Origin of the sequence: Trujillonella humicola (genome assembly GCF_046233715.1) — a bacterium.
In the GTDB taxonomy this organism is placed as follows: domain Bacteria; phylum Actinomycetota; class Actinomycetes; order Mycobacteriales; family Geodermatophilaceae; genus Trujillonella; species Trujillonella humicola.
Genome location: NZ_JBJNRJ010000071.1, coordinates 1 through 22,551 on the forward strand (window position 1 = coordinate 1; position 22,551 = coordinate 22,551).

Sequence of the window (22,551 nt, forward strand, 5' to 3'; positions counted from 1 at the left end):
TTGGGCCAGTGCGGTGTCGGTGAGCCGGCGCAGGTCCAGCAGCGCGGCCAGCGCCTGCCGGGCCCCGGCGGTCGCCGCCTGCCCGGCCGGGCCGGGCGGCGCGGCGGCGGCGGCGGCCAGCGCGGCGGAAGCCCGGGCCCCCGCTGCGACCTGCGCCGCGGGAAGCCCCGCGGCACCCTCCGCCGCGCCCTCCGCCGCGCCCTCCGCCGCGCCCTGCGTCGGGGGCGGGCCTGCACGGGTCGACCCCGCCGGGATCGGCTCTGCCGGGGTCGGGCCCGCACGGGTCGGCTCTGCCGGGCCGGTGGGGATCGGCGCGGCACGGCCGGGCAGGTTCTCGGCGCCGGGAACGCGATCGGCGCCACCGCCACCGCCACCACCCTCGGTGCCCACATCGTCGCCGTCGCCGCCGCTGCCGACATCCTCGCCGTCGGCGCCGCTGCAGTCGTCGCTCTCGTCCTCGGCGGCGGAGTCAGGTCGGGTGCCGGTGCCGGTGCCGGTGTTGCGCTCCTCCGAGCCGTCCCCGGCGCGGTCGTCTGCCCCCGGCGCGGCCTCACCCGCCTCGGCCGGCTCGGCCGGATCGGCCGGATCGGCCGGGTCAGTCGGGTCAGTCGGGTCAGCCGCGTCGGCCGGATCAGTCGGGTCAGCCGCCTCGGCCGGGTCGGTCGGGTCGACCGGGTCGGCCGGGTCGGTCGGGTCGGTCGGGTCGGCCGGGTCGGTGGGCTCGGCCGGATCGGCCGGCTGGGTCGGGTCGCTGGGAGTGGTCTGGTTCGTGGGGCGGGGCAGCAGGCCCAGGGTGTGGGCCAGCTCGCGGACCAGCGCCGCCGGCACGGTGTCTGTCTCCAGCTCACCGGGCTCATCGGCGTCGGGCCCGGTCCCGGTCAGCGTGTCCACCGAGGCCACCAGCGTGAGCAGCACCTGCACCGGAGAGCGGCCGGCGGCGTCGGGGCGCAGGATCAGATCGGCCAGGCAGTCGGCCATCCGCTCATCCAGGCTGCGCGGATCCGCCCGCCCCTCCGCGTCGACCGCGCACGCCCGGGCGTGGGCGCGCAGCACCTCCCAGCAGGCCCGCGCCACCGGCGCGGGCAGCCACGCCGACAACACCGCCATCCCGTCCTGCCCGGCCTGGCAGGTCACCTTCCGCTCCCGGACGGCCTGCTCCAGCCGGCGCAGCAACGCATTGGCGTCGATCCGGGCGATCGCCCGCCGGGTGCACTGGCGCAACTGAGTCACCGTCTGACCCGGCGCCCGCGGCAACACCCGCGCCTCCACCGCCGCCTTCTTGCCCACCGCCACCGGCCGCAGCAACTCCACCAACGCCCGCGCCTGCGCCCAGGAGATGTCCCCGGCCTCCAACGCCGCCAGCGTGCCCGGCAACAGCTCCACCAGCTCCACCGCCTCGACCAGCAACTCCGCCGCGGCCGGCCCGGGCAACCGCAACCGCGCGCCCAGCTCATCGGCGGCCCACTCACTCACCGCCGCCACCACCGCCGGCCGCGCCGCCCGCGACGCCGCCGACGCCGCCCCCACCTCCCCGGGCTGCCGGTCCCAGGCCGCCGGCCGGCACCGGGCGAACGCCGCCACCGCCCGCACCCGCGCCCCGGCCAACTGCGCCAACCCCCGCTCCAGATCCACCGCCACGTCCAGCCAGCCCGCCCCCTCCTCCAGCAACCGCACCCGCCCATCCACCGACGTCACACCAGCCGCAGACGGCACCACCGCGCCGGCCGGCGCACCGACGGTGGCGCCGGGCGGCGCACCGACCGCTCCACCCCCAGGTGCCGGAGCAGTGGCCACCGGCGAGGCCGGCGCATCGCCGGCGGGGGCGCACGGCGGCTCGCCGGTCGAGGCGTCAGCCGGTACGTCCTCGTGCGCGACGACAGCCGCCGGCGCGGACGAGGCGGACGAAACGGACGAGGTGGACGACGGGGACGAAGCGGACGTGGGGGAGGCGGGGGACGTGGAGGACGAGGGGGACGAGGGGGGCGAGGGGGACGGGGTCTCTGCCGCCGCCGACTCCGCCAGCGCGCGACCGACCGCGGCAACCAGCGCGCCGCTCCCGTGCGGGTGGAACGCCTCCAGGATCCACTGACCAGGTGGCCGGCGAACCTCCCAGCGACTGTCCGCCAACCCCTCGACCAACTCGCCCACGGCAACCTCGACCGGCGACAGGACACCGTCACCGTCAACCGCCGAGGCTTCGTACACGCGTTCGATACTAGCCGCTGCTCAGTGCTGTGACCAGCGAACATGCGACTGTGGAGAGCGCAGTGGCCTGTGGACGGCCCGGCGCCGGAGGGCTGCTCCGTGGGGCATGGTGTCGGCCATGCGACGGGCTCACGGCCGGCTCCCGGCCACTCCGACCCCTGACCCGGCTGCCTCGTGCGGCAACCGGCCCGACGGGCGCGCGCAGGCCGTCGTTCCCGCAGGCGGTGGAGGACCGCGGTGCTTCTAGGATCGACCGGCGCCCGCCGCGGAGCGGGCGCCACATCCGGCGAGGGGCAGCTGACACGTGGGTGACCTGAGCTCGATCATCAAGGCCTACGACGTGCGCGGTGTGGTCCCCGACCAGTGGGACGAGGACGTCGCCCGCCGGATCGGTGCGGCCTTCGGCGAGTTCGTCCGGACGGAGAGCGGCGCCAGCGCTGTCGTCACCGCGCACGACATGCGCGACTCGTCCGTCCCGCTGTCCCGGGCCTTCGCCGAGGGGGTGCTCTCGCGCGGGGTCGACGTCGTCGAGGCCGGGCTCGGTTCGACCGACCTGCTGTACTTCGCGGCCGGCTCGCTGGACGTCCCGGGCGCGATGTTCACCGCCAGTCACAACCCGGCTGAGTACAACGGCATCAAGATGTGCCGCGCCGGCGCCGCCCCGATCGGGCAGGAGTCCGGACTCGCGACCATCCGTGAGTGGGCCGAGCGCGACAGCTACGACCGGACGCCGGACCGGCAGGCCTCGATCGGCCAGCGCCACCTGCTGCCGGACTACGCCGCCCATCTGCGGTCCCTGGTCGACCTCACCGGCATCCGCCCGCTCAAGGTGGTCGTCGATGCCGGGAACGGCATGGGCGGGCACACCGTCCCCGTCGTGCTCGCCGGACTGCCGCTGGACGTCGTCCCGATGTACTTCGAGCTCGACGGCAGCTTCCCCAACCACGAGGCGAACCCGCTCGACCCCGCCAACCTCGTCGACCTGCAGGCGGCCGTGGTCCGGGAGGGCGCCGACATCGGTCTGGCCTTCGACGGTGATGCCGACCGCGTCTTCGTGGTGGACGAGCGCGGCCAGCCGGTCAGCCCCTCGGCGATCACGGCACTGGTCGCAGTCCGGGAGCTGGCGAAGGGTCGCGGGACGACGATCATCCACAACCTGATCACCTCCCGCGCCGTGCCCGAGATCGTGAAGGAGCACGGCGGGGTACCGGTGCGCACCCGCGTCGGGCACTCCTTCATCAAGGCGGAGATGGCCCGCACCGACGCCGTCTTCGGCGGGGAGCACTCGGCCCACTACTACTTCCGCGACTTCTGGCGTGCCGACACGGGCATGCTGGCCGCGATGCACGTGCTGGCGGCCCTGGGTGAGCAGAGCAGGCCGCTGTCGGAGCTCACCGCCGCCTACAGCCGCTACGCCGCGTCGGGGGAGATCAACTCGACCGTGACCGACGCCGCTGCCCGCACGGCCGAGGTGCGTGCCGCCTACGAGGACGTCGAGGGCGTCTCGCTCGACGACATGGACGGGCTGACCGTCGAACTGCCCGACGGATCCTGGTTCAACCTGCGGGCGAGCAACACCGAGCCGCTGCTGCGCCTCAACGTGGAGGCACCCGACACCGTGGCCATGGAACGGCTGCGGGACCGAGTACTGGAGATGGTGCGCGCATGACCGGAACGACAGGACCCCTGGGTCTGGACCCCGCGCTGCTGGAGATCCTCGCCTGCCCCGACACCCACCACAGCCCGCTCGAGGTCGACGAGGCCGCGGACGAGTTGCTGTGCACGACCTGCGACCGTGCGTTCCCGGTGCGCGACGGCATCCCGGTGCTGCTTCTCGACGAGGCTCGCCGCCGGGGCCCGGAGGAGTTGGGGAAGCGCCAGGGGACCGCCGGCGCATGACGTCGCCCGAGCTGGCCGAGGAGGTCCTCGACGACCTCGACGTGCTGCGCGCCCGCGATCCGCGTGGACTCCTGCTCGCCGTCGCCGGAGCCGGGGCGCAGGTTCGCGAGACGGCCCGGCTGACGGAGGAGGCGGGGCTGGGTCGCGTCACCGAGGGCGGCCGTCCCCGGGGCCTGGTCATCGTGGCCCGCCGCGAGGGCGCCGTGGCCGCGTCGGTGCTGCGGGCCCTGCTCGGGCCGGCCAGCCCGGTGACCGTCGACGTCGTCCCGGGCCCCGACCTGCCGGTGTGGACCGGGCCCAGCGACATCGCCGTGGTCGCCACCCGGACGGGCGCCGGTCGCTACGCCGTCGCCCCCGCCTACGAGGCCGCGCGGCGCGGTGTCACGCTGGTCGGGATCGGCGCCGACGACGCCCCGCTGCGCGCCGCGTGCTCCAGCGCCCGGGCCCCCTACGTCCCGCTGCCGCGGTCGCGGGTGCAGCACACGACGCTGTGGTCGCTGCTCACCCCGCTGCTCCAGCTCGCCACCGGTCTCGGCCTCGTGTCCGAGGAGGTGGCCGCCCTGGACGCGGTCGCCGACGCCCTGGACGAGGTGGCGCGAGAGTGCGGGCCCGCGCAGGAGTCGTTCGTGAACCCGGCCAAGTCGCTGGCCCTCGAGCTGCTCGACGCGCTGCCGGTGATCGCCGCGGAGGGGCCGCTGGCCGGCGCGGCCGCCGCGCGCGTGTCCGACCAGCTCGAGACCCTCGCCGGCCTGCCCGTGGCCACCTTCCGCCTGCCCGACCAGCGGGTGGCCGCCCGCTCGGTGCTGGGCGGGCCGCTGGCCCCGCGCGACGGCGACGACGACTTCTTCCGCGACCGCGCCGAGGACGCCGGACGGCGGCTGCGGCTGCTGACCATCCGCGACGACGACGCCGGTGACCTCGACGGCGGCGGGGAGCGCGAGCCGCGGTCGGCGGCCGAGGCGATGAACGAGGTGCTGCGCACCGCCGCCGCGGCGAACGTGCCGGTGAGCGGGCTGGCCGAGCACGGCGAGCCCGAGCGGTACGGGCGGACGTGCCGGCTGGCACGGCAGCTCGCCGTGGCCGACTTCAGCGCGGTCTACCTCGCGCTGGCCCTCGACCAGGAGCGGGCACTGCGGTCCTGAGACCCGGTCGCGTGACGCGGCCGGACGCCCCACCATCGAACGAGCACGACGACGGCGCAGCGAGCGAGAGGACCTCCCGTGGCCGGTGGACTGGCAGCCCTGTTCGACGACGTCGCCACGCTCACGCGCGCTGCCGCGGCGTCCGTCGACGACATCGGCGCCGCAGCCGCGAGGGCCAGCGCGAAGGCCGCGGGCGTCGTCGTGGACGACACCGCGGTCACGCCGCAGTACGTGCGCGGGCTCGCCGCCGAGCGCGAGATCCCCATCGTCTGGCGCATCGCCAAGGGCTCGCTGCGCAACAAGCTCATCTTCATCCTGCCGGCGATCATGCTGCTGAGCCAGTTCCTGGAGGGGCTGCTCACCCCGCTGCTCATGGTCGGCGGGGCCTACCTCTGCTACGAGGGCGCCGAGAAGCTCTGGGAGAAGGTGAGCGGGCACTCCCACGGCCACGGCGCCGGCGAGGGCGAGCTGGCCGACGAGGACACCATCGTCGCCGGCGCGACGCGCACCGACTTCATCCTCTCGGCCGAGATCATGGTGATCTCGCTCAACGAGGTCACCGACGAGCCGTTCGTGGCCCGGCTGTTCACCCTGATCGTGGTCGCCATCGCGATCACCGCGCTGGTCTACGGCGCGGTCGGGCTGATCGTGAAGATGGACGACGCCGGGCTGCGGCTGGCCCAGCGGGGAGCCGGGGCGACGGCCCGCTTCGGCCGCGGACTGGTCAAGGCCATGCCCCGGCTCCTCGCCGCCCTCACGGTGATCGGCATCGCGGCGATGCTCTGGGTCGGCGGCCACATCCTGCTGGTGGGCAGCCACGAGCTGGGCTGGGACCTGCTCTACGACGTCGTGCACCACCTGGAGGACGCCGCGCACGACGCCACGGGCGCGCTCGGCGGGGTGGTGCGCTGGCTGGTCGACACCCTGGGCAGCGCCGTCGTGGGGCTCGTCGTCGGCGCGATCCTGGTGGCGGTCGTGATGCTGGTGCAGCGGCTGCGGCTGCGGCGCAAGGGACGGCCGGCGCACCACTGAGCGGCGGACACCGGCGCGCGGACACGGCCCGCCGCCCGCCGGCGGACGGTGGGGGGACATTGGAGGACATGGAACGGGGAACCAGCGACCGCACGCTGCTGTCGCCCGGCCGGCGGCGGGCCGACCGCACCCGCCTGGCCGACGGCGTCGTCGACGTCCTGGTCATCGGCGGCGGCGTCACCGGAGCCGGTGCGGCGCTGGACGCGGCCAGCCGCGGCCTGTCCGTGGGCCTGCTCGAGGCCCGGGACTGGGCCGCCGGCACCTCGAGCCGGTCGAGCAAGCTGATCCACGGCGGCCTGCGCTACCTCGAGCAGTTCGCGTTCCCCCTGGTGCACGAAGCGCTGCAGGAGCGCTCGCGGTTGGTCACCACGATCGCCCCGCACCTGGTGCGTCCGCTGCCGTTCCTGCTGCCGCTCACCGCGCCGGTCTGGCAGCGGGCCTACTACGGCGCCGGTGTCGCCCTCTACGACACCCTCGGTGCCGCGCTGACCGCCGACCGCGGCGTCCCGACCCACCGGCACCTGTCCCGCCGCGCCGCGCTGGCCGAGTTCCCCGGCCTGCGCCGCGACGCGATCCGGGGCGCCATCCGCTACTGGGACGCGCAGGTCGACGACGCCCGGCACACCCTCGCCGTCGTCCGCACCGCCGCGGCCTACGGGGCCGCGGTCCTCTCCGGCGCCCGCGTCACGGCCGTCCTGCGCGACGGCGGCGGGGACGGGACGGGTGCGGGCGACGCGGCGCCGGTCGTCGGCGTCCGCGTGGCCGACCTGACCGACGGCTCCTCCTTCGTGGTCCGCGCGCGCAGCGTCATCGCGGCCACCGGGGTGTGGAGCGACGACGTGGGGGAGATGCTCGGCGCCGCCGCACCCAGCCTGCGGGTGCGGGCGAGCAAGGGCGTCCACCTGGTCGTGCCCCGCGACGCCATCGACGGCGGCGACCTCCCCGGCGGGGTCACCACCGGCGGCGGCCCGGGCGGCACCCGGCCCGGCCTCATCCTGCGGACGCCGACCAGCGTGCTGTTCGTCATCCCGTGGGGTGAACAGTGGATCGTCGGCACCACCGACACCCCGTGGCGGCTCGACCGCGACCACCCCGCAGCCAGCAGCGCCGACATCGCCTACCTGCTCGGCCAGCTCAACCGGGTGCTCGCCCGGCCGCTGACCCCCGATCGCATCGTCGGCGTCTACGCCGGCCTCCGCCCGCTCCTGGCCGGCGAGGCCGACCAGACCAGCCGGCTGTCGCGGGAGCACGCCGTGGTCACCCCCGTGCCCGGCCTGGTCCTCGTCGCCGGTGGCAAGTACACGACCTACCGGGTCATGGCGGCCGACGCCGTCGACGCCGCCACCACCGGCCTGCCCGGCGTCCCGGAGTCCCGGACGGCGCACCTGCCGCTGGTCGGCGCACACCGCTGGGCCGCGGTGAAGGACGCCGCTCCCGACCTGGCCGCCGCGGCCGGGCTCGCCGAGGACGCCGTCGCGAGGCTGCTGCAGCGGCACGGCGACAAGGTCGGCGCGGTGCTCGCCCTGGCCGCCGCCGATCCCGAGCTCGCCCGGCCGCTGCCCGGGGCGCCGGCGCACCTGGCCGCGGAGGTGGTGCACGCGGTGACCGCCGAGGGTGCGCTCCACCTGGACGACGTCCTCACCCGGCGCACCCGCGTGTCGATCACCACGCCGCACCGCGGGACGGAGTCGGCCCCGGCGGTCGCCCGGCTCATGGCCGGGGTCCTGGGCTGGGACGCCGAGCGGACCGACCGCGAGGTGGCGCACTACGAGGCGCGGGTCGCCGCCGAACGCGAGTCGCAGCGGATGCCCGACGACCGCACCGCCGACGCCGCCAGGCTCGGCGCTCCGGACGTCCGCGCCGCCGCGGGGTGACGGCGACCGGCCGCGTGGGGCCGGGCACGCGGGACAGCACCTCCGTCGGGTGATGTGCCGGGACGGACGGTGGGATACACAACCCTGGTGCCCAACTCGCCGGTAACCTCCTCGTCGATGTGGCACCTCACCAGCAACGTGCGTCACTACCCGTGGGGCAGCCACACCGTCATCCCCGAGCTGCTCGGCCGTCCCGCGCCCGCCGACCTGCCGCACGCCGAGCTCTGGATGGGGGCCCACCCCGACCTGCCCAGCCTGCTGGCCGACGGCCGGCCGCTGGACAAGGCGATCGACGAGCACCCGCAGCGGCTGCTCGGACCGCAGGTCGTCGAGCGGTTCGGCGCCCGGCTGCCCTTCCTCATGAAGGTGCTGGCCGCCGAGGCCCCGCTGTCGCTGCAGGCCCACCCCACGATCGAGCAGGCGGTCGCCGGCTACGCGGCCGAGGAGGCGGCCGGGATCCCGCACGACGACCCGACCCGCACCTTCAAGGACCCCTGGCACAAGCCGGAGCTGCTGCTGGCGCTGACCACCTTCGAGGCGCTGTGCGGCTTCCGGCCGGTCGAGGAGTCCCTGCACTGCCTGGCCAAGCTGCAGCTGCCCGAGCTCAAGCCGACCATCGCCGCCCTGGCCCGCGGCGGCCTGCGCGCCGCCATCCCGCAGCTCATCGCCCTGTCGGGCAAGCGGCGCACGCACCTGGTCGACGTCGTCGCGCGCCGGGCCGGGCAGTTCGTGGCGGCCGCCGACCCGGAGTTCATCAACACCTACCGCTGGGCCGCCCGGCTCGCCGAGGCCTACCCGGGTGACGCCGGCGTGGTCATCTCGCTCATGTGCAACCACCTCAAGCTCGCCCCGGGTGAGGCGGTCTTCCTGCCCGCGGGCAACCTGCACGCCTACCTGTGCGGCGCCGGCGTGGAGGTCATGGCCAGTTCCGACAACGTGCTGCGCGGTGGGCTGACCCGCAAGCACGTGGACCTGGCCGCGCTGATCGAGGTGCTCGACTTCACCGACGGCAAGGTCCCGGTGCTGCACCCCGTGCTCGGCCCCGGTGGGCTGCGCTACCCGGTGCCGGTCGAGGACTTCGACCTCACCCGCTGCCAGCTCGACGCCTACGCGGGCAGCCTGACCACCGGGGGCCCGCAGGTGCTGCTGTGCACCGAGGGCGAGGCGGTGCTGACCGCCGGCGAGGGGGAGCTCGTGCTGCGCCGCGGCGAGTCGGCGTTCGTGCCGGCCGGCGAGCCGGTGCACGCCCGCGGTCCCGCCGTCCTCTACCGGACGACCACGAACCTCCGCTGACCCGCGTGTCTGCCCGGTACGGGGCAGACGCGGACGTAGCGTCCTCCGGTCCGGCACCACCGCACCGGTAGGAGGTCTGCGCCGTGCGCACCCGCGGGCCGTCGCGCCCCGCGCTCGCCCTGCTGGCGGCCGCCGTCCTCGGCGTCCTCGGCGGGTGCGAGGTGACCTACGGCAGCGACACCGGCGACACGGTCGGCGCCGCCGTCGAGGGCGCGCGTCCGGGCACCGCCCTCGCCGCGCTGGACGAGCTTCAGGTCCGGGGCAGGGCCCCGACCACCGGCTACAGCCGTGACGAGTTCGGGTCCGGCTGGGTGGACACCGACCGCAACGGCTGCGACACCCGCAACGACGTCCTCGCCCGCGACCTGAGCGGGGAGACGTTCCGGCCGGGCACCCGCGGGTGCGTCGTGCAGAGCGGCACCCTCGCCGACCCCTACTCCGGGACGACGATCGAGTTCCGGCGCGGCCAGGACACCAGCGACGACGTGCAGATCGACCACGTCGTCGCGCTGTCCGACGCCTGGCAGAAGGGTGCCCAGCAGTGGGACGCCGGCACCCGCGTCGCCTTCGCGAACGACCCGCTCAACCTCCTGGCCGTCGACGGGCCGCTCAACCAGCAGAAGGGCGACGGCGACGCGGCGACCTGGCTGCCGCCCGCCCGGGGGTACCGGTGCGCGTACGTCGCCCGCCAGGTGGCGGTGAAGCTCGAGTACGGCCTCTGGGTGACCGCGGCGGAGCGCGACGCCGTCGCCGGCGTGCTGGCCGGCTGCCCGGACGAGCCACTGCCCGGCGGGGCGCCGCCGGGCGGGGCGCCGGCGCCGGACGCGCCGGTCGTCTACGCCGACTGCGCGGCCGTCCGGGCGGCGGGCGCCGCGCCGATCCGGCGCGGCGAGCCCGGCTGGGACCCCGCCTTCGACGGGGACCGCGACGGCATCGGCTGCGAGGGCTGAGGAGGGGGCGGCGAGAGGCCCGACGGCGGCGTCCTGACGACGGCGTCCTGACGGCGAGGGACCCGCGGGTTACCCTGGAAGACGGCACGAGCCCCGCCGAGGCCTCGGCATGCTCGCTTCTCCCCGCACCTGGACCCGCCGCGCACGCGCCGCGGGCCTCACCCCTGGAGCGACATGACTGCCCCTTCCGGCACCGCTGTCCTGTCCGACGGTGACTTCAAGGTCGCCGACCTCTCCCTGGCCACCTTCGGCCGCAAGGAGATCTCCCTCGCCGAGCACGAGATGCCCGGCCTGATGGCGCTGCGCGCCGAGTACGGCGACGAGCAGCCGCTGGCCGGCGCCCGCATCGCCGGCTCGCTGCACATGACCGTGCAGACCGCCGTCCTCATCGAGACGCTCACCGCGCTGGGCGCCGACGTCCGCTGGGTCAGCTGCAACATCTTCTCCACCCAGGACCACGCCGCCGCCGCGATCGTCGTCGGGGACGGCACTCCCGAGTCCCCGGCCGGCGTCCCCGTCTTCGCCTGGAAGGGCGAGACGCTGGAGGAGTACTGGTGGTGCACGCAGCGGCTGTTCGAGTTCCGCGACGAGAGCGCCGCGGTCGTCGGCCCGAACATGCTGCTGGACGACGGAGGCGACGCGACCCTGCTGGTGCACCTGGGCACCCGCTTCGAGGCCGACGGCGTCGTCCCGGACACCACCGAGGCCGACTCCGAGGAGTACGGCGTGATCCTCGACGTCCTCCGCGGCACGCTCGCCGAGGACGGGCAGTACTGGACCCGCATCGGAGAGGCCATCAAGGGCGTCACCGAGGAGACCACCACCGGTGTCATGCGGCTCTACGAGCTCGCCCGCGACAACCGGCTGCTGTTCCCGGCCATCAACGTCAACGACTCGGTCACCAAGAGCAAGTTCGACAACCTCTACGGCTGCCGGCACTCGCTGATCGACGGCATCAACCGCGCCACCGACGTGATGATCGGCGGCAAGGTCGCCGTCGTCTGCGGCTACGGCGACGTGGGCAAGGGCTGCGCGGAGTCGCTGCGCGGCCAGGGCGCCCGCGTGATCGTCACCGAGATCGACCCGATCAACGCCCTGCAGGCGGCCATGCACGGCTACGAGGTGACCACCCTCGACGAGGTCATCGGCAAGGCCGACATCATCATCACGGCCACCGGCAACAAGGACATCATCACCGCCGAGCAGCTGGCCGCGACCAAGCACCAGGCGATCATCGGCAACATCGGCCACTTCGACAACGAGATCGACATGGCCGGCCTGGCGCGCACCCCGGGCGTCGTGCGGACGACGATCAAGCCGCAGGTCGACGAGTGGCGGTTCGAGGACGGCCACACGATCATCGTGCTCTCCGAGGGCCGGCTGCTGAACCTCGGCAACGCCACCGGGCACCCCAGCTTCGTGATGAGCGCCTCGTTCTCCAACCAGGTGCTCGCCCAGATCGAGCTGTGGGGGAACCGCGCCGCCTACGAGGGCAAGGCCCCCACGGTCACCGTCCTGCCGAAGAAGCTCGACGAGCACGTGGCCCGGCTGCACCTCGACGCCCTCGGCGTGAAGCTCACCGAGCTGTCCAAGGTGCAGGCCGACTACATCGGCGTTCCCGTCGAGGGCCCGTACAAGAGCGACCACTACCGCTACTGAGCACCTGACAGCCCGCCGGAGTGGCCACTTCGGCGGATCGGGGACACCCGTCCGGTCATCCGACCGGGCGGGTGTCGCCGTTCTCGGGCCCGATCAGCGCAGAATGGGCCCGTGGCATCCACCGCAGCCTCGAACGGGCCCAGCCGCGGCCGCGTCCTCGTCGTCGACGACGACGCCGCCCTCGCCGAGATGCTCGGCATCGTCCTGCGCCGGGAGGGCTACGAGCCGGCCTTCGTCTCCGACGGCAACCGGGCGGTGGGTGTCTTCCAGCAGACCCGGCCGGACATCGTCCTGCTGGACCTGATGCTGCCCGGCCGCAACGGCCTGCAGATTTGCCAGGACATCCGCACCCAGTCCAGCGTCCCCATCGTGATGCTGACGGCCAAGGGCGACACGATCGACGTCGTGCAGGGCCTCGAGGCCGGCGCCGACGACTACGTCACCAAGCCGTTCAAGCCGGTGGAGCTGGTCGCCCGCGTGCGCGCCCAGCTGCGCCGCGGTGAGTCCGGGCAGGCCGAGAACCTCGCCATCGGCGACATCGCCATCGACGTGCCGGCCCACCAGGTCACCCGGGACGGCGTCCCCATCGCGCTGACGCCGCTCGAGTTCGACCTCCTCGTCGCGCTGGCCCGCAAGCCCCGCCAGGTGTTCACCCGCGAGCTGCTTCTCGAGCAGGTGTGGGGCTACCGGCACGCAGCCGACACCCGGCTGGTCAACGTCCACGTCCAGCGGCTGCGCGCCAAGATCGAGCGCGACCCGGAGCGGCCCGAGATCGTGCTGACCGTGCGCGGGGTGGGCTACAAGGCCGGCCCGCCGTGAGCGGGCAGGCCCGCGGGCACGGCCCGGGCACCGTGGTCGGGGCTCGATGACGGTTCGGCCCGTGCCCGCGGAGGCGCCGGTCGCCCCCGCGCCGCCCTCCGTCGCGGCGGCGCCGGACCCGGTGGCCACGCCGTCGCGCGGCCCGGGCCCGGTGGCCCGGCTGCAGCGCCGGCTGCAGGTGCGTGCGGCGCGCACCCGCCGCACGGTCCGGCGGCTCGCCCAGGCGGCGGCGCAGGCCTGGCGCTCGTCGCTGCACGTGCGGATCGGCGCCATCACCATGGTGGTGGCCGGCACCGTCGTGGTGATCGTCAGCATGGTGCTGTTCAGCCAGATCCGCGACCAGCTGCTGTCGGTGAAGCGGGACGCGGCGATCGACCAGGCGCAGGCCGGCGTGGTCTACGCCCGTGACGAGGTGGCCGGCATCGCGACCGGCGACTCCGCGAGCCTGCGCGCCACCCTGGACCGGACCGTGCAGGGCCTGAAGAGCCGGGCGGGCTCGGCCGGTGACTTCGACGTCGTCATGGTGCACCGCACCGGTGACCGCGAGCTCCCCGCGGGCCGGCGCGCCGTCTTCACCGCGCTGCCGGACGAGCTGCGCGCCGGCGTGGCCTCGGGTGGCCAGTTCTCGCAGTACGCCCTGGTGCCCGACACCGACGGGGAGCCGCAGCCGACCCTGCTCATCGGCGCGCCGGTCACGGTCGACACGGTGGCCGACGAGCGGGTCGACCTCTACTACGCCTTCCCCCTCGACCAGGAGCAGGAGAGCCTTTCGCGCATCCGCAGCACGGTGGTGATCAGCGGCGTCGCGCTCACCCTCTTCGTCGTCGGCATCGGGGTGCTGGTCACCCGGCTGGTCGTCGACCCCGTGCGCCGGGCGGCGGGGACCGCCCAGCGGCTGGCCGAGGGCCAGCTCGAGGAGCGGATGGCGGTCCGCGGCGAGGACGACCTGGCCCGGCTGGCCACCAGCTTCAACGCGATGGCCGACAGCCTCCAGCGTCAGATCACCCAGCTGGAGGGGCTCTCCCAGCTGCAGCAGCGGTTCACCTCCGACGTGAGCCACGAGCTGCGCACCCCGCTGACGACCGTGCAGATGGCCGCCGAGGTGCTGCACGAGTCCCGCGGTGACTTCCCGCCGCACGTCGCGCGGTCGGCCGAGCTGCTGCACGCCGAGCTCGACCGCTTCGAGTCGCTGCTCACCGACCTGCTGGAGATCAGCCGCTACGACGCCGGCGCCGCGGTGCTGGACTGGGAGCCCACCGACGTCGGCGCGCTGGTCCGGCGCGTCACCGGCGACCTGTCGGCACTCGCGGCCATGCACGACTGCGAGCTGCGGGTCAGCGGCCCCGCCCAGCCGGTCATCGCCGAGGTCGACGCCCGGCGGGTGCAGCGCATCCTGCGCAACCTGGTGGGCAACGCGATCGAGCACGGCACCGGGCGGCCGGTCGAGATCACCTGGGCGGCGAACCGGGCGGCGGTCGCCCTGACCGTCCGCGACTTCGGGGTGGGCCTGAGCCCGGCCGAGGTCCAGCACGTCTTCGACCGCTTCTGGCGGGCCGATCCCTCCCGGGTCCGCACCGTCGGAGGCAGCGGCCTCGGGTTGTCGATCAGCCTCGAGGACGCGCGGCTGCACGGGGGCTGGCTGCAGGTGTGGGGCTCGCCGGGGCTGGGCGCCCAGTTCCGCCTGACGCTGCCGCTGACCGCCGGCGCGGAGCTCACCAGCTCGCCGCTGCCGCTGCGCCCGGCGATCGTGCGCCGTCCCGGGGGAGCGGCGTGAGCCGCCGCGTGATCGGAGCGCTGGTCGGCGCGCTGCTGCTGGCCGGCTGCTCGACGGTCCCCTCGAGCTCCCCGACCGTGCAGATCACCCAGGAGCCGGCCCGCGCCCCCGAGGCCGTGGGGCTGGAGCCGCTGGAGCCCGAGGAGGGCGCGGCGCCGGAGGAGATCGTCCGCGGCTTCATCAGCGCCGCGGCCAGCACCGCCCGCACCCACCCGGTGGCCCGGCAGTACCTGACCCCGGAGGCGGCGCGGTCCTGGGCGGACGACAGCGCTCTGGCGATCATCGCCCCCGACTACGCGACCGTCACCCAGAGCGCCGGGACCGTCGCGGTCACCGCCGACCTCGTCGGCACCGTGGACCAGCGGGGTGCGTTCACCGTCAGCGAGGCCGAGGCGGTCGCCACGTGGTCGTTCGCCGTGGAGGAGGTCGACGGCGAGTGGCGGATCAGCAATCCGCCCCCCGGGCTGTGGATGGCCCAGCCGGACTTCGACCGCCTGTACGACCAGCGGTCGCTGTACTTCGTCGACCCCACCCTGCAACGGGTGGTGCCCGACCTGCGCTACCTCATCGAGGGCGAGGCGCAGCCCACGGCGCTGGTGGAGCGGCTGCTGGCCGGTCCGTCGCCGGCGCTGGCCCCGGGCGTCGAGAACCTGCTGGCCGGGGCGCGGCTGGTCCGGTCGGTGTCCGCGGAGGGGCAGTCCGTCACCGTCGACCTCTCCGGCGTGGCCGACCTCGCGCCTCCGCAGCTGTCGGTGCTCAGCGCCCAGCTGGTGTGGACGCTGCACCAGCTGCCCGGCGCGCCGTCGGTGCAGCTGCTGGTGGACGGCGAGCCGCTGCGCCTGGAGGGCGTGCCGGTCCTGCAGTCGGTCGAGGACTGGCCGGGCTTCGACCCGGAGGCCGCGCCGCTCGACGCGGTCGGGCACTACGTGGAGTCGGGCGCGCTGCGGCTGGCCGACGGGACCCCCGCCCCCGGTCCCGCCGGGAACGGCGAGTACGGCCTCGCGTCGGCCGCGGTCTCGGCGGACACGCGCACCGGGGAGCTGTCCTCGATGGTCGGCCTGACCGCCGAGCGCACCGTCCTGCTGCGCGGTCTGTACGGCGCCGAGCTGACGCCGGTGCTCCCGCCCGGCGGGCCGCTGACGAGCCCCACGGTCGCCGGCACGCGGAGCGAGTTCTGGACCGTCCGCAACGGCGCGGAGGTCGTCCGCGTCCCGGCCGAGGGCCCGCCGCAGACGGTCAGCGCGCCCTCCCTGGAGGCCCTGGGCCGCGTCTCGGTCCTGCAGCTCTCCCCGGACGGCGTGCGCGCGGCGGTGGTCGTGGACGGCCGGCTGCACGTGGGCACCGTGTCCCGCGAGGAGGACGCTCCGGTGACCCTCCGTGACCTCCGGCCCGTGGCCCCCGCGCTGGCCGGGGTCAGCGACGTGGCCTGGAGCGCCGCCGAACGGCTGCTGGTCCTCGCCGCCGACGGTCCCGACGGAGGCGGTATCCCCTACTCGCTCGGCGTCGACGGCTCGGATCTCACCGCCGTGTCCACCGCTGGTCTGCCGGCTCAGCCCACCGCCATCGCGGCCGCTCCGAGCCAGCAGCCGCTGGTCAGCGCGGGGAACTCGATGTGGCAGCTGTCCGGCGGGACGTGGCTGACCCTGCTGCGCGGGCAGCCGGCGGTCACCGGCACCGAGCCGTTCTTCCCGCTGTAGCGCCGTCCACAGGAGGGCGGGCGGGCTCCGGTGGCGGACGCCCCGCCGTGCAGGGTGGGGCGTGCACGCCGCCCGGGACCTGGCCGCCGCGCTGGCCGAGAGCCTCGCGGACCTGGTTCTCCCGCGCATCTGCGCCGGCTGCGGCGTGCCGGGGGCGTTGCTGTGCCGGAGGTGTGCGGCGGCCTTCGCCGTCCCGCACCTCGCCCAGCCGCGCCGGTTCCCGCCCGGCTTCCCGCCCACGGTGGCCGCCGCGGTCTACGCGGGGTCCGTGCGGCCGGCGGTCAACGCCTTCAAGGAGCACGGCCGCGCCGAGCTGGCCCGCCCGCTCGGCGCGGCGCTCGCGCTGGCGGTCGCCGCGGTGCGGGCCGGGGTGCGGGCCGCCGGTCCGCGCACCCCGGTGCTGCTGGTGCCGCTGCCGGCGACCCGCGCGGCCCTGCGCACCCGGGGGCGCGACCACGTCGGCGAGCTCACCCGCGCCGCCGTCGGCGAGCTCCGCGCCGCCGGCGTGCCCGCGGGCTCCGGACGGCTGCTGCGCCGGTCCGGCCGGGTGGCCGACTCCGCGGGCCTCTCGACGGGGCAGCGGCGCGCCAACCTGGCCGGCTCGTTCGCGCGCCGCCCGGGTGCCGCCGCCCCACCCGGCACCCTCGTCGTGCTCGTGGACGACGTGGTGACCAGCGGCGCCACGCTCACCGAGGCCGCGGCCGTGCTCGCCGGGGCGTGCCCGGCCGACACGCCGGTCCTCGCCGCGGTGGTCGCCGCGACGCCGCGACGGGTCGCCGGGCGGCCGTCGGCGACCCCACCAGGGCGGACCGCGCAGTACCGGTGACCAGGGGCCGGTGGGTGCGACTGATCGACTGTCGGGACACCTGCCCGACGACTAGCGTTCAACCGGACACAACCCCGTACACCCGGGAGGTCTCATGGAGATCGTTGTCCGCGGCCGGAACGTCGAAGTGCCGGAGCACTACCGCCAGCACGTCGAGGACAAGGTCGGTTCGCTCGACCGCTTCGACGGCAAGCTGAAGATGCTCCGGATGGACGTCGAGCTGTTCCACGAGAAGAACCCACGGCAGTCGGCGCAGTGCCAGCGCGTGGAGATCACCCTGCGGGGCAAGGGCCCCGTCGTCCGTGCCGAAGCCGCCGGCCCGGACTTCTACGCGGCGCTCGACCTCGCCTGCAGCAAGCTCGAGAACCGGCTGCGCCGGGCGGCCGACCGCCGCCGGGTGCACCACGGCCGGCGGACCCCGGCCACCGTGCGGGTCGGCGCCAGCACAGTCGATGCGCTGCCCCCCGTCGCGCCCTCGCCGTCCACCGCGGACGGCGCCGTCGACGGCGAACCGCTCGATGCCGGGCTCGACGAGCACCTGCCCGGGCAGGTCGTCCGGGAGAAGCACCACCCCGCCGTCCCGATGACCGTCGACCAGGCCCTCCACGAGATGGAACTGGTCGGCCACGACTTCTTCCTCTTCCACTGCGCGGACACGGGACAGCCCACCGTGGTCTACCGCCGGCACGCCTACGACTACGGCCTCATCCGGCTGGTCGACGTGCCCTCCGAGGAGAACCCGTCCCGAGCCACCGCGCCCGCCGAGCCCGTGGCGGCCTCCGTCTGAGTCCCGCCGGAGCCGCTCGGTGGCGGATCGGTCACCGAGCGGCTCCGGCACTCAGTCCCCGGGCAGCCGGCCGTAGAGCACCGCGTCGGACCGCCGGCCCGACCGGTCGTCCAGGCACCCGCGCACGACGCCCTCCCGCCGGAACCCGGCGCGCTCGGCGGTCAGCTGCGAGGCCGTGTTGCCGACGTCGGCGACCAGGTGCACCCGCGGCGCCCCCAGGCCCAGGTCCCACTCCGCCAGCGCGTGCGCCGTCTCCGCGGCGTAGCCGTGTCCCCGTGCCGGCGCCGCGATCCAGTAGCCGACCTCGGGTCCCAGCCGCCCCCCGCGGAAGTGGACTCCCGCCGAGCCGACCAGGACGCCGCCGGCCTCGACGACGACCGGCATCCCGCAACCCTCGGCGCGCTCGGCCGGCGCCACCTCCGACACCCAGGCCCGGGCCTGCTCGCGGTCGTAGGGCAGGCGGATGGCGGTGATCCAGCGCTGGATGCCCGCGTCCTGGCACGCCGCGAACACGGCCTCGGCGTCGTCGGGCCGGTGCGGGCGCAGCACCAGACGCTCGGTGCGCACCACCTCGGTGATCAGGTCGACGCCACTGAGGTCCAGGTCCGCCGGAGGGGTCACCAGACCATCGTCACGCGGTGTCCAGCGACTTTCCGGCCGGCGTCCCCCGCTCGCCCCGAGCCGGCGAGCGGGTGCGGAGGACGGGTCCTCCCGCTACGCGTTGCCGAGGACCCGGTCGACCGAGATCTCGATGACCACCCGCGCCGGGTTCTCCCGCGGCTGGCGGTAGCGGCGGGCGTAGCGGTCCACGGCGTCGGCGACCGACGCGGCGTCGTCGCGCACCAGCGCCGTCCCCTCGAGCGTCAGCCACCGCCGGCCGTCCACCTGGCAGACCGCGACGCGCGACTGCCCGGCGCGGACGTGCCGGGCCTTGGCCGACGTGCCCGAGGTGATGACCCGCGCGACCGCGGTCGCGGGGTCGAAGGTGACCCCGACCGGGACGACGTGGGGGCTGCCGTCGGCCCGCAACGTCGTCAGCGTCGCGAGGTGCCGCTCGGTGAGGAAGCTGAGCGTGCCGGGGCCCAGGGTGCGCGGGTCGGAAGCCACCGGCGGAGGGTATGCGTGGGGATGGCCGTGCACCGAGCCGGGCCGCCTACCCTGGGGTCGTGGTGTTCCAGAGGATCCTCCGTGCCGGTGAGGGCAAGATCGTCCGTCGGCTGCACAAGATCGCCAACGCGGTCGAGTCGCTGGCCGACGACTACGTCGACCTGACCGACGCCGAGCTGCGCGCCAAGACCGACGAGTTCAAGGAGCGCTACGCCGACGGCGAGACCCTCGACGAGCTGCTGCCCGAGGCGTTCGCCGTCGTCCGGGAGGCCGCCACGCGCACCCTGGGCCAGCGCCACTTCCGCGTCCAGATCATGGGCGGCGCCGCGCTGCACCTGGGCAACATCGCCGAGATGCGCACCGGTGAGGGCAAGACGCTGACCGGCGTCCTCCCGGCCTACCTCAACGCGCTCACCGGCGAGGGCGTGCACGTCATCACCGTCAACGACTACCTCGCCAAGCGCGACGCCGAGTGGATGGGCCGGGTGCACCGCTTCCTCGGCCTGTCGGTCGGGACGATCCTCTCCGGCGAGCGGCCGGCGCACCGCCGCGAGCAGTACGCCTGCGACATCACCTACGGCACGAACAACGAGTTCGGCTTCGACTACCTGCGCGACAACATGGCCTGGAGCAAGGCCGACCTGGTCCAGCGCGGGCACCACTACGCGATCGTCGACGAGGTCGACTCCATCCTCATCGACGAGGCCCGCACCCCGCTGATCATCAGCGGCCCGGCCGAGTCGGCCGGCAAGTGGTACCAGGAGTTCGCCCGCATCGTGCCGTTGATGCGGCGCGACGTGCACTACGAGGTGGAGGAGGCCAAGCGCACGGTCGCCGTCACCGAGGAGGGCGTGGAGTTCGTCGAGGACCAGCTCGGCATCGACAACCTCTACGAGGCGGTCAACTCCCCCCTGATCAGCTACCTGAACAACGCGCTGAAGGCCAAGGAGCTCTACCACCGCGACCAGCAGTACATCGTCAGCAACGGCGAGGTGCTCATCGTCGACGAGTTCACCGGCCGCGTGCTGTCGGGCCGGCGGTACAACGAGGGCATGCACCAGGCCATCGAGGCCAAGGAGAAGGTGCAGATCAAGGACGAGAACCAGACCCTCGCCACGATCACGCTGCAGAACTACTTCCGGCTCTACGAGAAGCTCTCGGGGATGACCGGTACCGCCCAGACCGAGGCGGCCGAGCTCTCCCAGACCTACAAGCTGGGCGTGGTCCCGATCCCGACGAACCGGCCGATGGTCCGCATCGACCGGTCCGACGTCATCTACAAGACGGAGAAGGCCAAGCTCGAGGCCGTCGTGGAGGACATCGCCGAGCGGCACGAGGCCGGGCAGCCGGTGCTCGTCGGCACCGCCAGCGTCGAGAAGTCCGAGCTGCTGTCGAAGTACCTGCTGCGGCAGGGCATCAAGCACGAGGTGCTCAACGCGAAGAACCACGCGCGCGAGGCGTCGATCATCGCCCAGGCCGGACGGCTGGGGGCGGTCACGGTGGCCACGAACATGGCCGGCCGCGGCACGGACATCCAGCTCGGTGGCAGCCCCGAGTTCATCGCCGACGAGACGCTCCGGGCCCGCGGCCTCACCCCGACCGAGACCCCGGAGGAGTACGAGGCGGCCTGGGACGACGCGCTGGAGAAGGCGAAGCAGCAGGTCACCGACGAGCACGAGGAGGTCGTGGAGGCCGGCGGGCTGTACGTGCTCGGCACCGAGCGGCACGAGAGCCGGCGCATCGACAACCAGCTGCGCGGGCGCTCCGGGCGGCAGGGCGACCCGGGGGAGTCGCGGTTCTACCTCTCCCTCGGCGACGACCTGATGCGCCGGTTCAACGGACCGATGCTCGAGTCGATGATGAACACCCTCCGGGTGCCCGACGACCAGCCGATCGAGTCGAAGATGGTCAGCCGCGCGATCCTGTCCGCGCAGACGCAGGTCGAGCAGCAGAACTTCGAGATCCGCAAGAACGTCCTCAAGTACGACGAGGTGCTCAACCGGCAGCGCACCGTCATCTACGACGAGCGGCGCAAGATCCTCGACGGCGAGGACCTGGCCGACCAGGTGCAGCACATGCTCGACGAGGTCGTCGCTGCCTACGTCGACGGCGCCACCGAGGTCGGGTACGCCGAGGACTGGGACCTCGAGCAGCTGTGGACCGGCCTCAAGGCGCTCTACCCGGTGGGGCTCGACCGGCAGGACCTGCTGGATCGGACGTCCGACGGCGAGCAGGCCGCGCTGAGCGCCGAGACGCTGCGGACGGAGTTGCTGGACGACGTCCACCGCGCGTACGACGAGCGCGAGTCGGCCCTCGGCGCCGAGGTCATGCGCGAGCTCGAGCGGCGGGTGCTGCTCAGCGTCCTCGACCGCAAGTGGCGCGAGCACCTCTACGAGATGGACTACCTGCGAGCCGGCATCCACCTGCGCGCGATGGCCAACCGCGACCCGGTCGTGGAGTACCAGCGCGAGGGCTTCGACATGTTCAACGCGATGCTCGACGGCATCAGGGAGGAGTCCGTCGGCTTCCTGTTCAACCTCGAGGTCAAGACCAAGGAGCAGCAGGAGGAGGAGACCCGGGCCAAGCAGGCGGAGGCGGAGGCGAGGGCTCTCGCCGCCGCCCAGGAGGGGACGGCCCGCGTGCTGGCCCGCCAGCAGGCCGCCGCCGCCGGGAACGGTGCCGGGACCGCGCCCGCCGGCGCGCCCGCGGGGACGTCGCCGGGCCGCACCACGTCGACGACGCCGGGTGCGGCCGCACCGGCCGCGCGCCGCAGCGCGGGTGCCGGGCCGGGGAAGAAGACGGCGAAGCCGGCGGCGCGGGCCGCTGCCACCCCGGCTCCCGCCCCGGTGGACCAGGAGGCGCCGTCGGGGACCGGTCCCCAGCTGGCGGTCAAGGGCCTCGACGGGCCGCGGCGGCAGGAGAACCTGACGTACTCCGCGCCGAGCCTCGACGCCTCGCCCCGGGAGACCGGCGCGGCCAAGGCGGCGAAGACGGCGACGGTGACCGGCTCCAAGGAGCCGGCCCGCAACACGCCCTGCCCCTGCGGATCGGGGAAGAAGTACAAGTTCTGTCACGGGGCGGCGAAGTAGCTGGCCGAAAGTCGGTAGCAGGCCCGCTGAGCTGGGCAAATGTCGTTGCTAGCGATGGTGGGGGTTGTCCGTCGACGGCTCGGTTGCGGACTGGCTGCGGACTGAGTCGGGGCCGGGAGTCGCCGAGTCAGCCGCAGGCTGCCTGGCGCTGACGGTTATCCGGGGAAGCGGTCATAAGCGAGGCCGGGTGACGACCTACTCGCCAGTCCGTCTGGGTTCGACATGCCAGGGAGCGGGTGCGTTGAGGGCCTCGGCCACATCGCGTCCGAACTCCCGACGGGCGCAGTGGTCCCGGCCGTTAGCCCGGGGCTTTCACCGCGCATGATCTAAAGACCGGTCCGGGAGCACGAAAGGTGCCTCTGACCTGCAAGGATGCTGCTTGCTGAGGGCAATATCCA

17 protein-coding genes are annotated in these 22,551 nt (G+C 74.5%); 14 read left to right on the plus strand and 3 right to left on the minus strand.

The annotated features are described in order from the left end of the window. Nucleotides 1-1,674: DUF222 domain-containing protein (locus ACK586_RS23005; protein WP_409332848.1), on the minus strand; the 1,674-nt coding region annotated here is incomplete at its 3' end. Nucleotides 1,675-2,509: 835 nt separating this feature from the next. Between ACK586_RS23005 and ACK586_RS23010 the strand changes: the two genes are divergently transcribed. The 13 genes from ACK586_RS23010 (at nt 2,510) to hpf (ending at nt 17,957) form a co-directional block, all read left to right on the plus strand. Beyond that, entirely contained in the window at nt 2,510-3,874 is a 1,365-nt protein-coding gene (locus ACK586_RS23010) for a phosphomannomutase/phosphoglucomutase (RefSeq protein WP_409332849.1), read from the plus strand. Next, the gene (locus ACK586_RS23015; protein ID WP_409332850.1) at nt 3,871-4,104 is read left to right on the plus strand and encodes a Trm112 family protein; all 234 of its coding nucleotides are present in this window, start codon (nt 3,871-3,873) and stop codon (nt 4,102-4,104) included. The genes ACK586_RS23010 and ACK586_RS23015 overlap by 4 nt, the downstream gene beginning before the upstream one ends. Beyond that, entirely contained in the window at nt 4,101-5,246 is a 1,146-nt protein-coding gene (locus ACK586_RS23020; protein WP_409332851.1) for an SIS domain-containing protein, read from the plus strand. Before ACK586_RS23015 ends, ACK586_RS23020 begins: the two co-directional genes overlap by 4 nt. A 78-nt stretch (nt 5,247-5,324) precedes the next feature. Beyond that, nucleotides 5,325-6,278: a DUF808 domain-containing protein gene (locus ACK586_RS23025; protein ID WP_409332852.1), complete on the plus strand. Its 954-nt coding sequence runs from the start codon at nt 5,325-5,327 to the stop codon at nt 6,276-6,278. A gap of 68 nt (nt 6,279-6,346) precedes the next feature. Continuing rightward, the gene (locus tag ACK586_RS23030; RefSeq protein WP_409332853.1) at nt 6,347-8,152 is read left to right on the plus strand and encodes a glycerol-3-phosphate dehydrogenase/oxidase; all 1,806 of its coding nucleotides are present in this window, start codon (nt 6,347-6,349) and stop codon (nt 8,150-8,152) included. An 87-nt stretch (nt 8,153-8,239) separates the two neighbouring features. Continuing rightward, on the plus strand, nt 8,240-9,445 hold the full coding sequence (gene manA / locus ACK586_RS23035) for a mannose-6-phosphate isomerase, class I (RefSeq protein ID WP_409332854.1): 1,206 nt from the start codon (nt 8,240-8,242) through the stop codon (nt 9,443-9,445). Nucleotides 9,446-9,528: 83 nt separating this feature from the next. Then, complete coding sequence (locus ACK586_RS23040) at nt 9,529-10,395, plus strand: GmrSD restriction endonuclease domain-containing protein (RefSeq protein WP_409332855.1); 867 nt, start codon at nt 9,529-9,531, stop codon at nt 10,393-10,395. Nucleotides 10,396-10,569: 174 nt separating this feature from the next. Continuing rightward, nucleotides 10,570-12,054 (plus strand): adenosylhomocysteinase, encoded by a 1,485-nt coding sequence (ahcY, locus tag ACK586_RS23045; protein WP_409332856.1) that lies wholly within the window; start codon nt 10,570-10,572, stop codon nt 12,052-12,054. A gap of 111 nt (nt 12,055-12,165) precedes the next feature. After that, nucleotides 12,166-12,873: an MtrAB system response regulator MtrA gene (mtrA, locus tag ACK586_RS23050; RefSeq protein WP_409332857.1), complete on the plus strand. Its 708-nt coding sequence runs from the start codon at nt 12,166-12,168 to the stop codon at nt 12,871-12,873. A 61-nt stretch (nt 12,874-12,934) separates the two neighbouring features. Next, complete coding sequence (gene mtrB, locus ACK586_RS23055; RefSeq protein ID WP_409332858.1) at nt 12,935-14,647, plus strand: MtrAB system histidine kinase MtrB; 1,713 nt, start codon at nt 12,935-12,937, stop codon at nt 14,645-14,647. After that, nucleotides 14,644-16,344 carry an LpqB family beta-propeller domain-containing protein gene (locus ACK586_RS23060; protein WP_409332859.1) on the plus strand — a complete coding sequence of 567 codons (1,701 nt, stop codon included), beginning with the start codon at nt 14,644-14,646 and terminating at the stop codon, nt 16,342-16,344. Before mtrB ends, ACK586_RS23060 begins: the two co-directional genes overlap by 4 nt. 61 nt (nt 16,345-16,405) lie before the next feature. Next, entirely contained in the window at nt 16,406-17,170 is a 765-nt protein-coding gene (locus ACK586_RS23065; protein ID WP_409332860.1) for a ComF family protein, read from the plus strand. Nucleotides 17,171-17,264: 94 nt separating this feature from the next. Beyond that, nucleotides 17,265-17,957: a ribosome hibernation-promoting factor, HPF/YfiA family gene (hpf, locus tag ACK586_RS23070; protein WP_409332861.1), complete on the plus strand. Its 693-nt coding sequence runs from the start codon at nt 17,265-17,267 to the stop codon at nt 17,955-17,957. Nucleotides 17,958-18,008: 51 nt separating this feature from the next. Here the strand turns inward: hpf and ACK586_RS23075 are convergent, their stop codons facing one another. Then, on the minus strand, nt 18,009-18,578 hold the full coding sequence (locus ACK586_RS23075) for a GNAT family N-acetyltransferase (protein ID WP_409332862.1): 570 nt from the start codon (nt 18,576-18,578) through the stop codon (nt 18,009-18,011). A 93-nt stretch (nt 18,579-18,671) separates the two neighbouring features. Continuing rightward, nucleotides 18,672-19,064, minus strand: a complete 393-nt coding sequence (locus tag ACK586_RS23080; protein ID WP_409332863.1) for a pyridoxamine 5'-phosphate oxidase family protein — start codon at nt 19,062-19,064, stop codon at nt 18,672-18,674. 59 nt (nt 19,065-19,123) lie between these two features. Between ACK586_RS23080 and secA the strand changes: the two genes are divergently transcribed. Then, complete coding sequence (secA, locus tag ACK586_RS23085) at nt 19,124-22,153, plus strand: preprotein translocase subunit SecA (RefSeq protein WP_409332864.1); 3,030 nt, start codon at nt 19,124-19,126, stop codon at nt 22,151-22,153. The last annotated feature ends 398 nt before the right edge of the window (nt 22,154-22,551 follow it).

Excerpts from the sequence above, each read along its gene's own strand:
- ACK586_RS23030 (WP_409332853.1), top strand. The coding sequence starts at position 6,347 with ATGGAACGGGGAACCAGCGACCGCACGCTGCTGTCGCCCGGCCGGCGG.
- ACK586_RS23020 (WP_409332851.1), top strand. The coding sequence starts at position 4,101 with ATGACGTCGCCCGAGCTGGCCGAGGAGGTCCTCGACGACCTCGACGTG.
- ACK586_RS23015 (WP_409332850.1), top strand. The coding sequence starts at position 3,871 with ATGACCGGAACGACAGGACCCCTGGGTCTGGACCCCGCGCTGCTGGAG.
- hpf (WP_409332861.1), top strand. The coding sequence starts at position 17,265 with ATGGAGATCGTTGTCCGCGGCCGGAACGTCGAAGTGCCGGAGCACTAC.
- ahcY (WP_409332856.1), top strand. The coding sequence starts at position 10,570 with ATGACTGCCCCTTCCGGCACCGCTGTCCTGTCCGACGGTGACTTCAAG.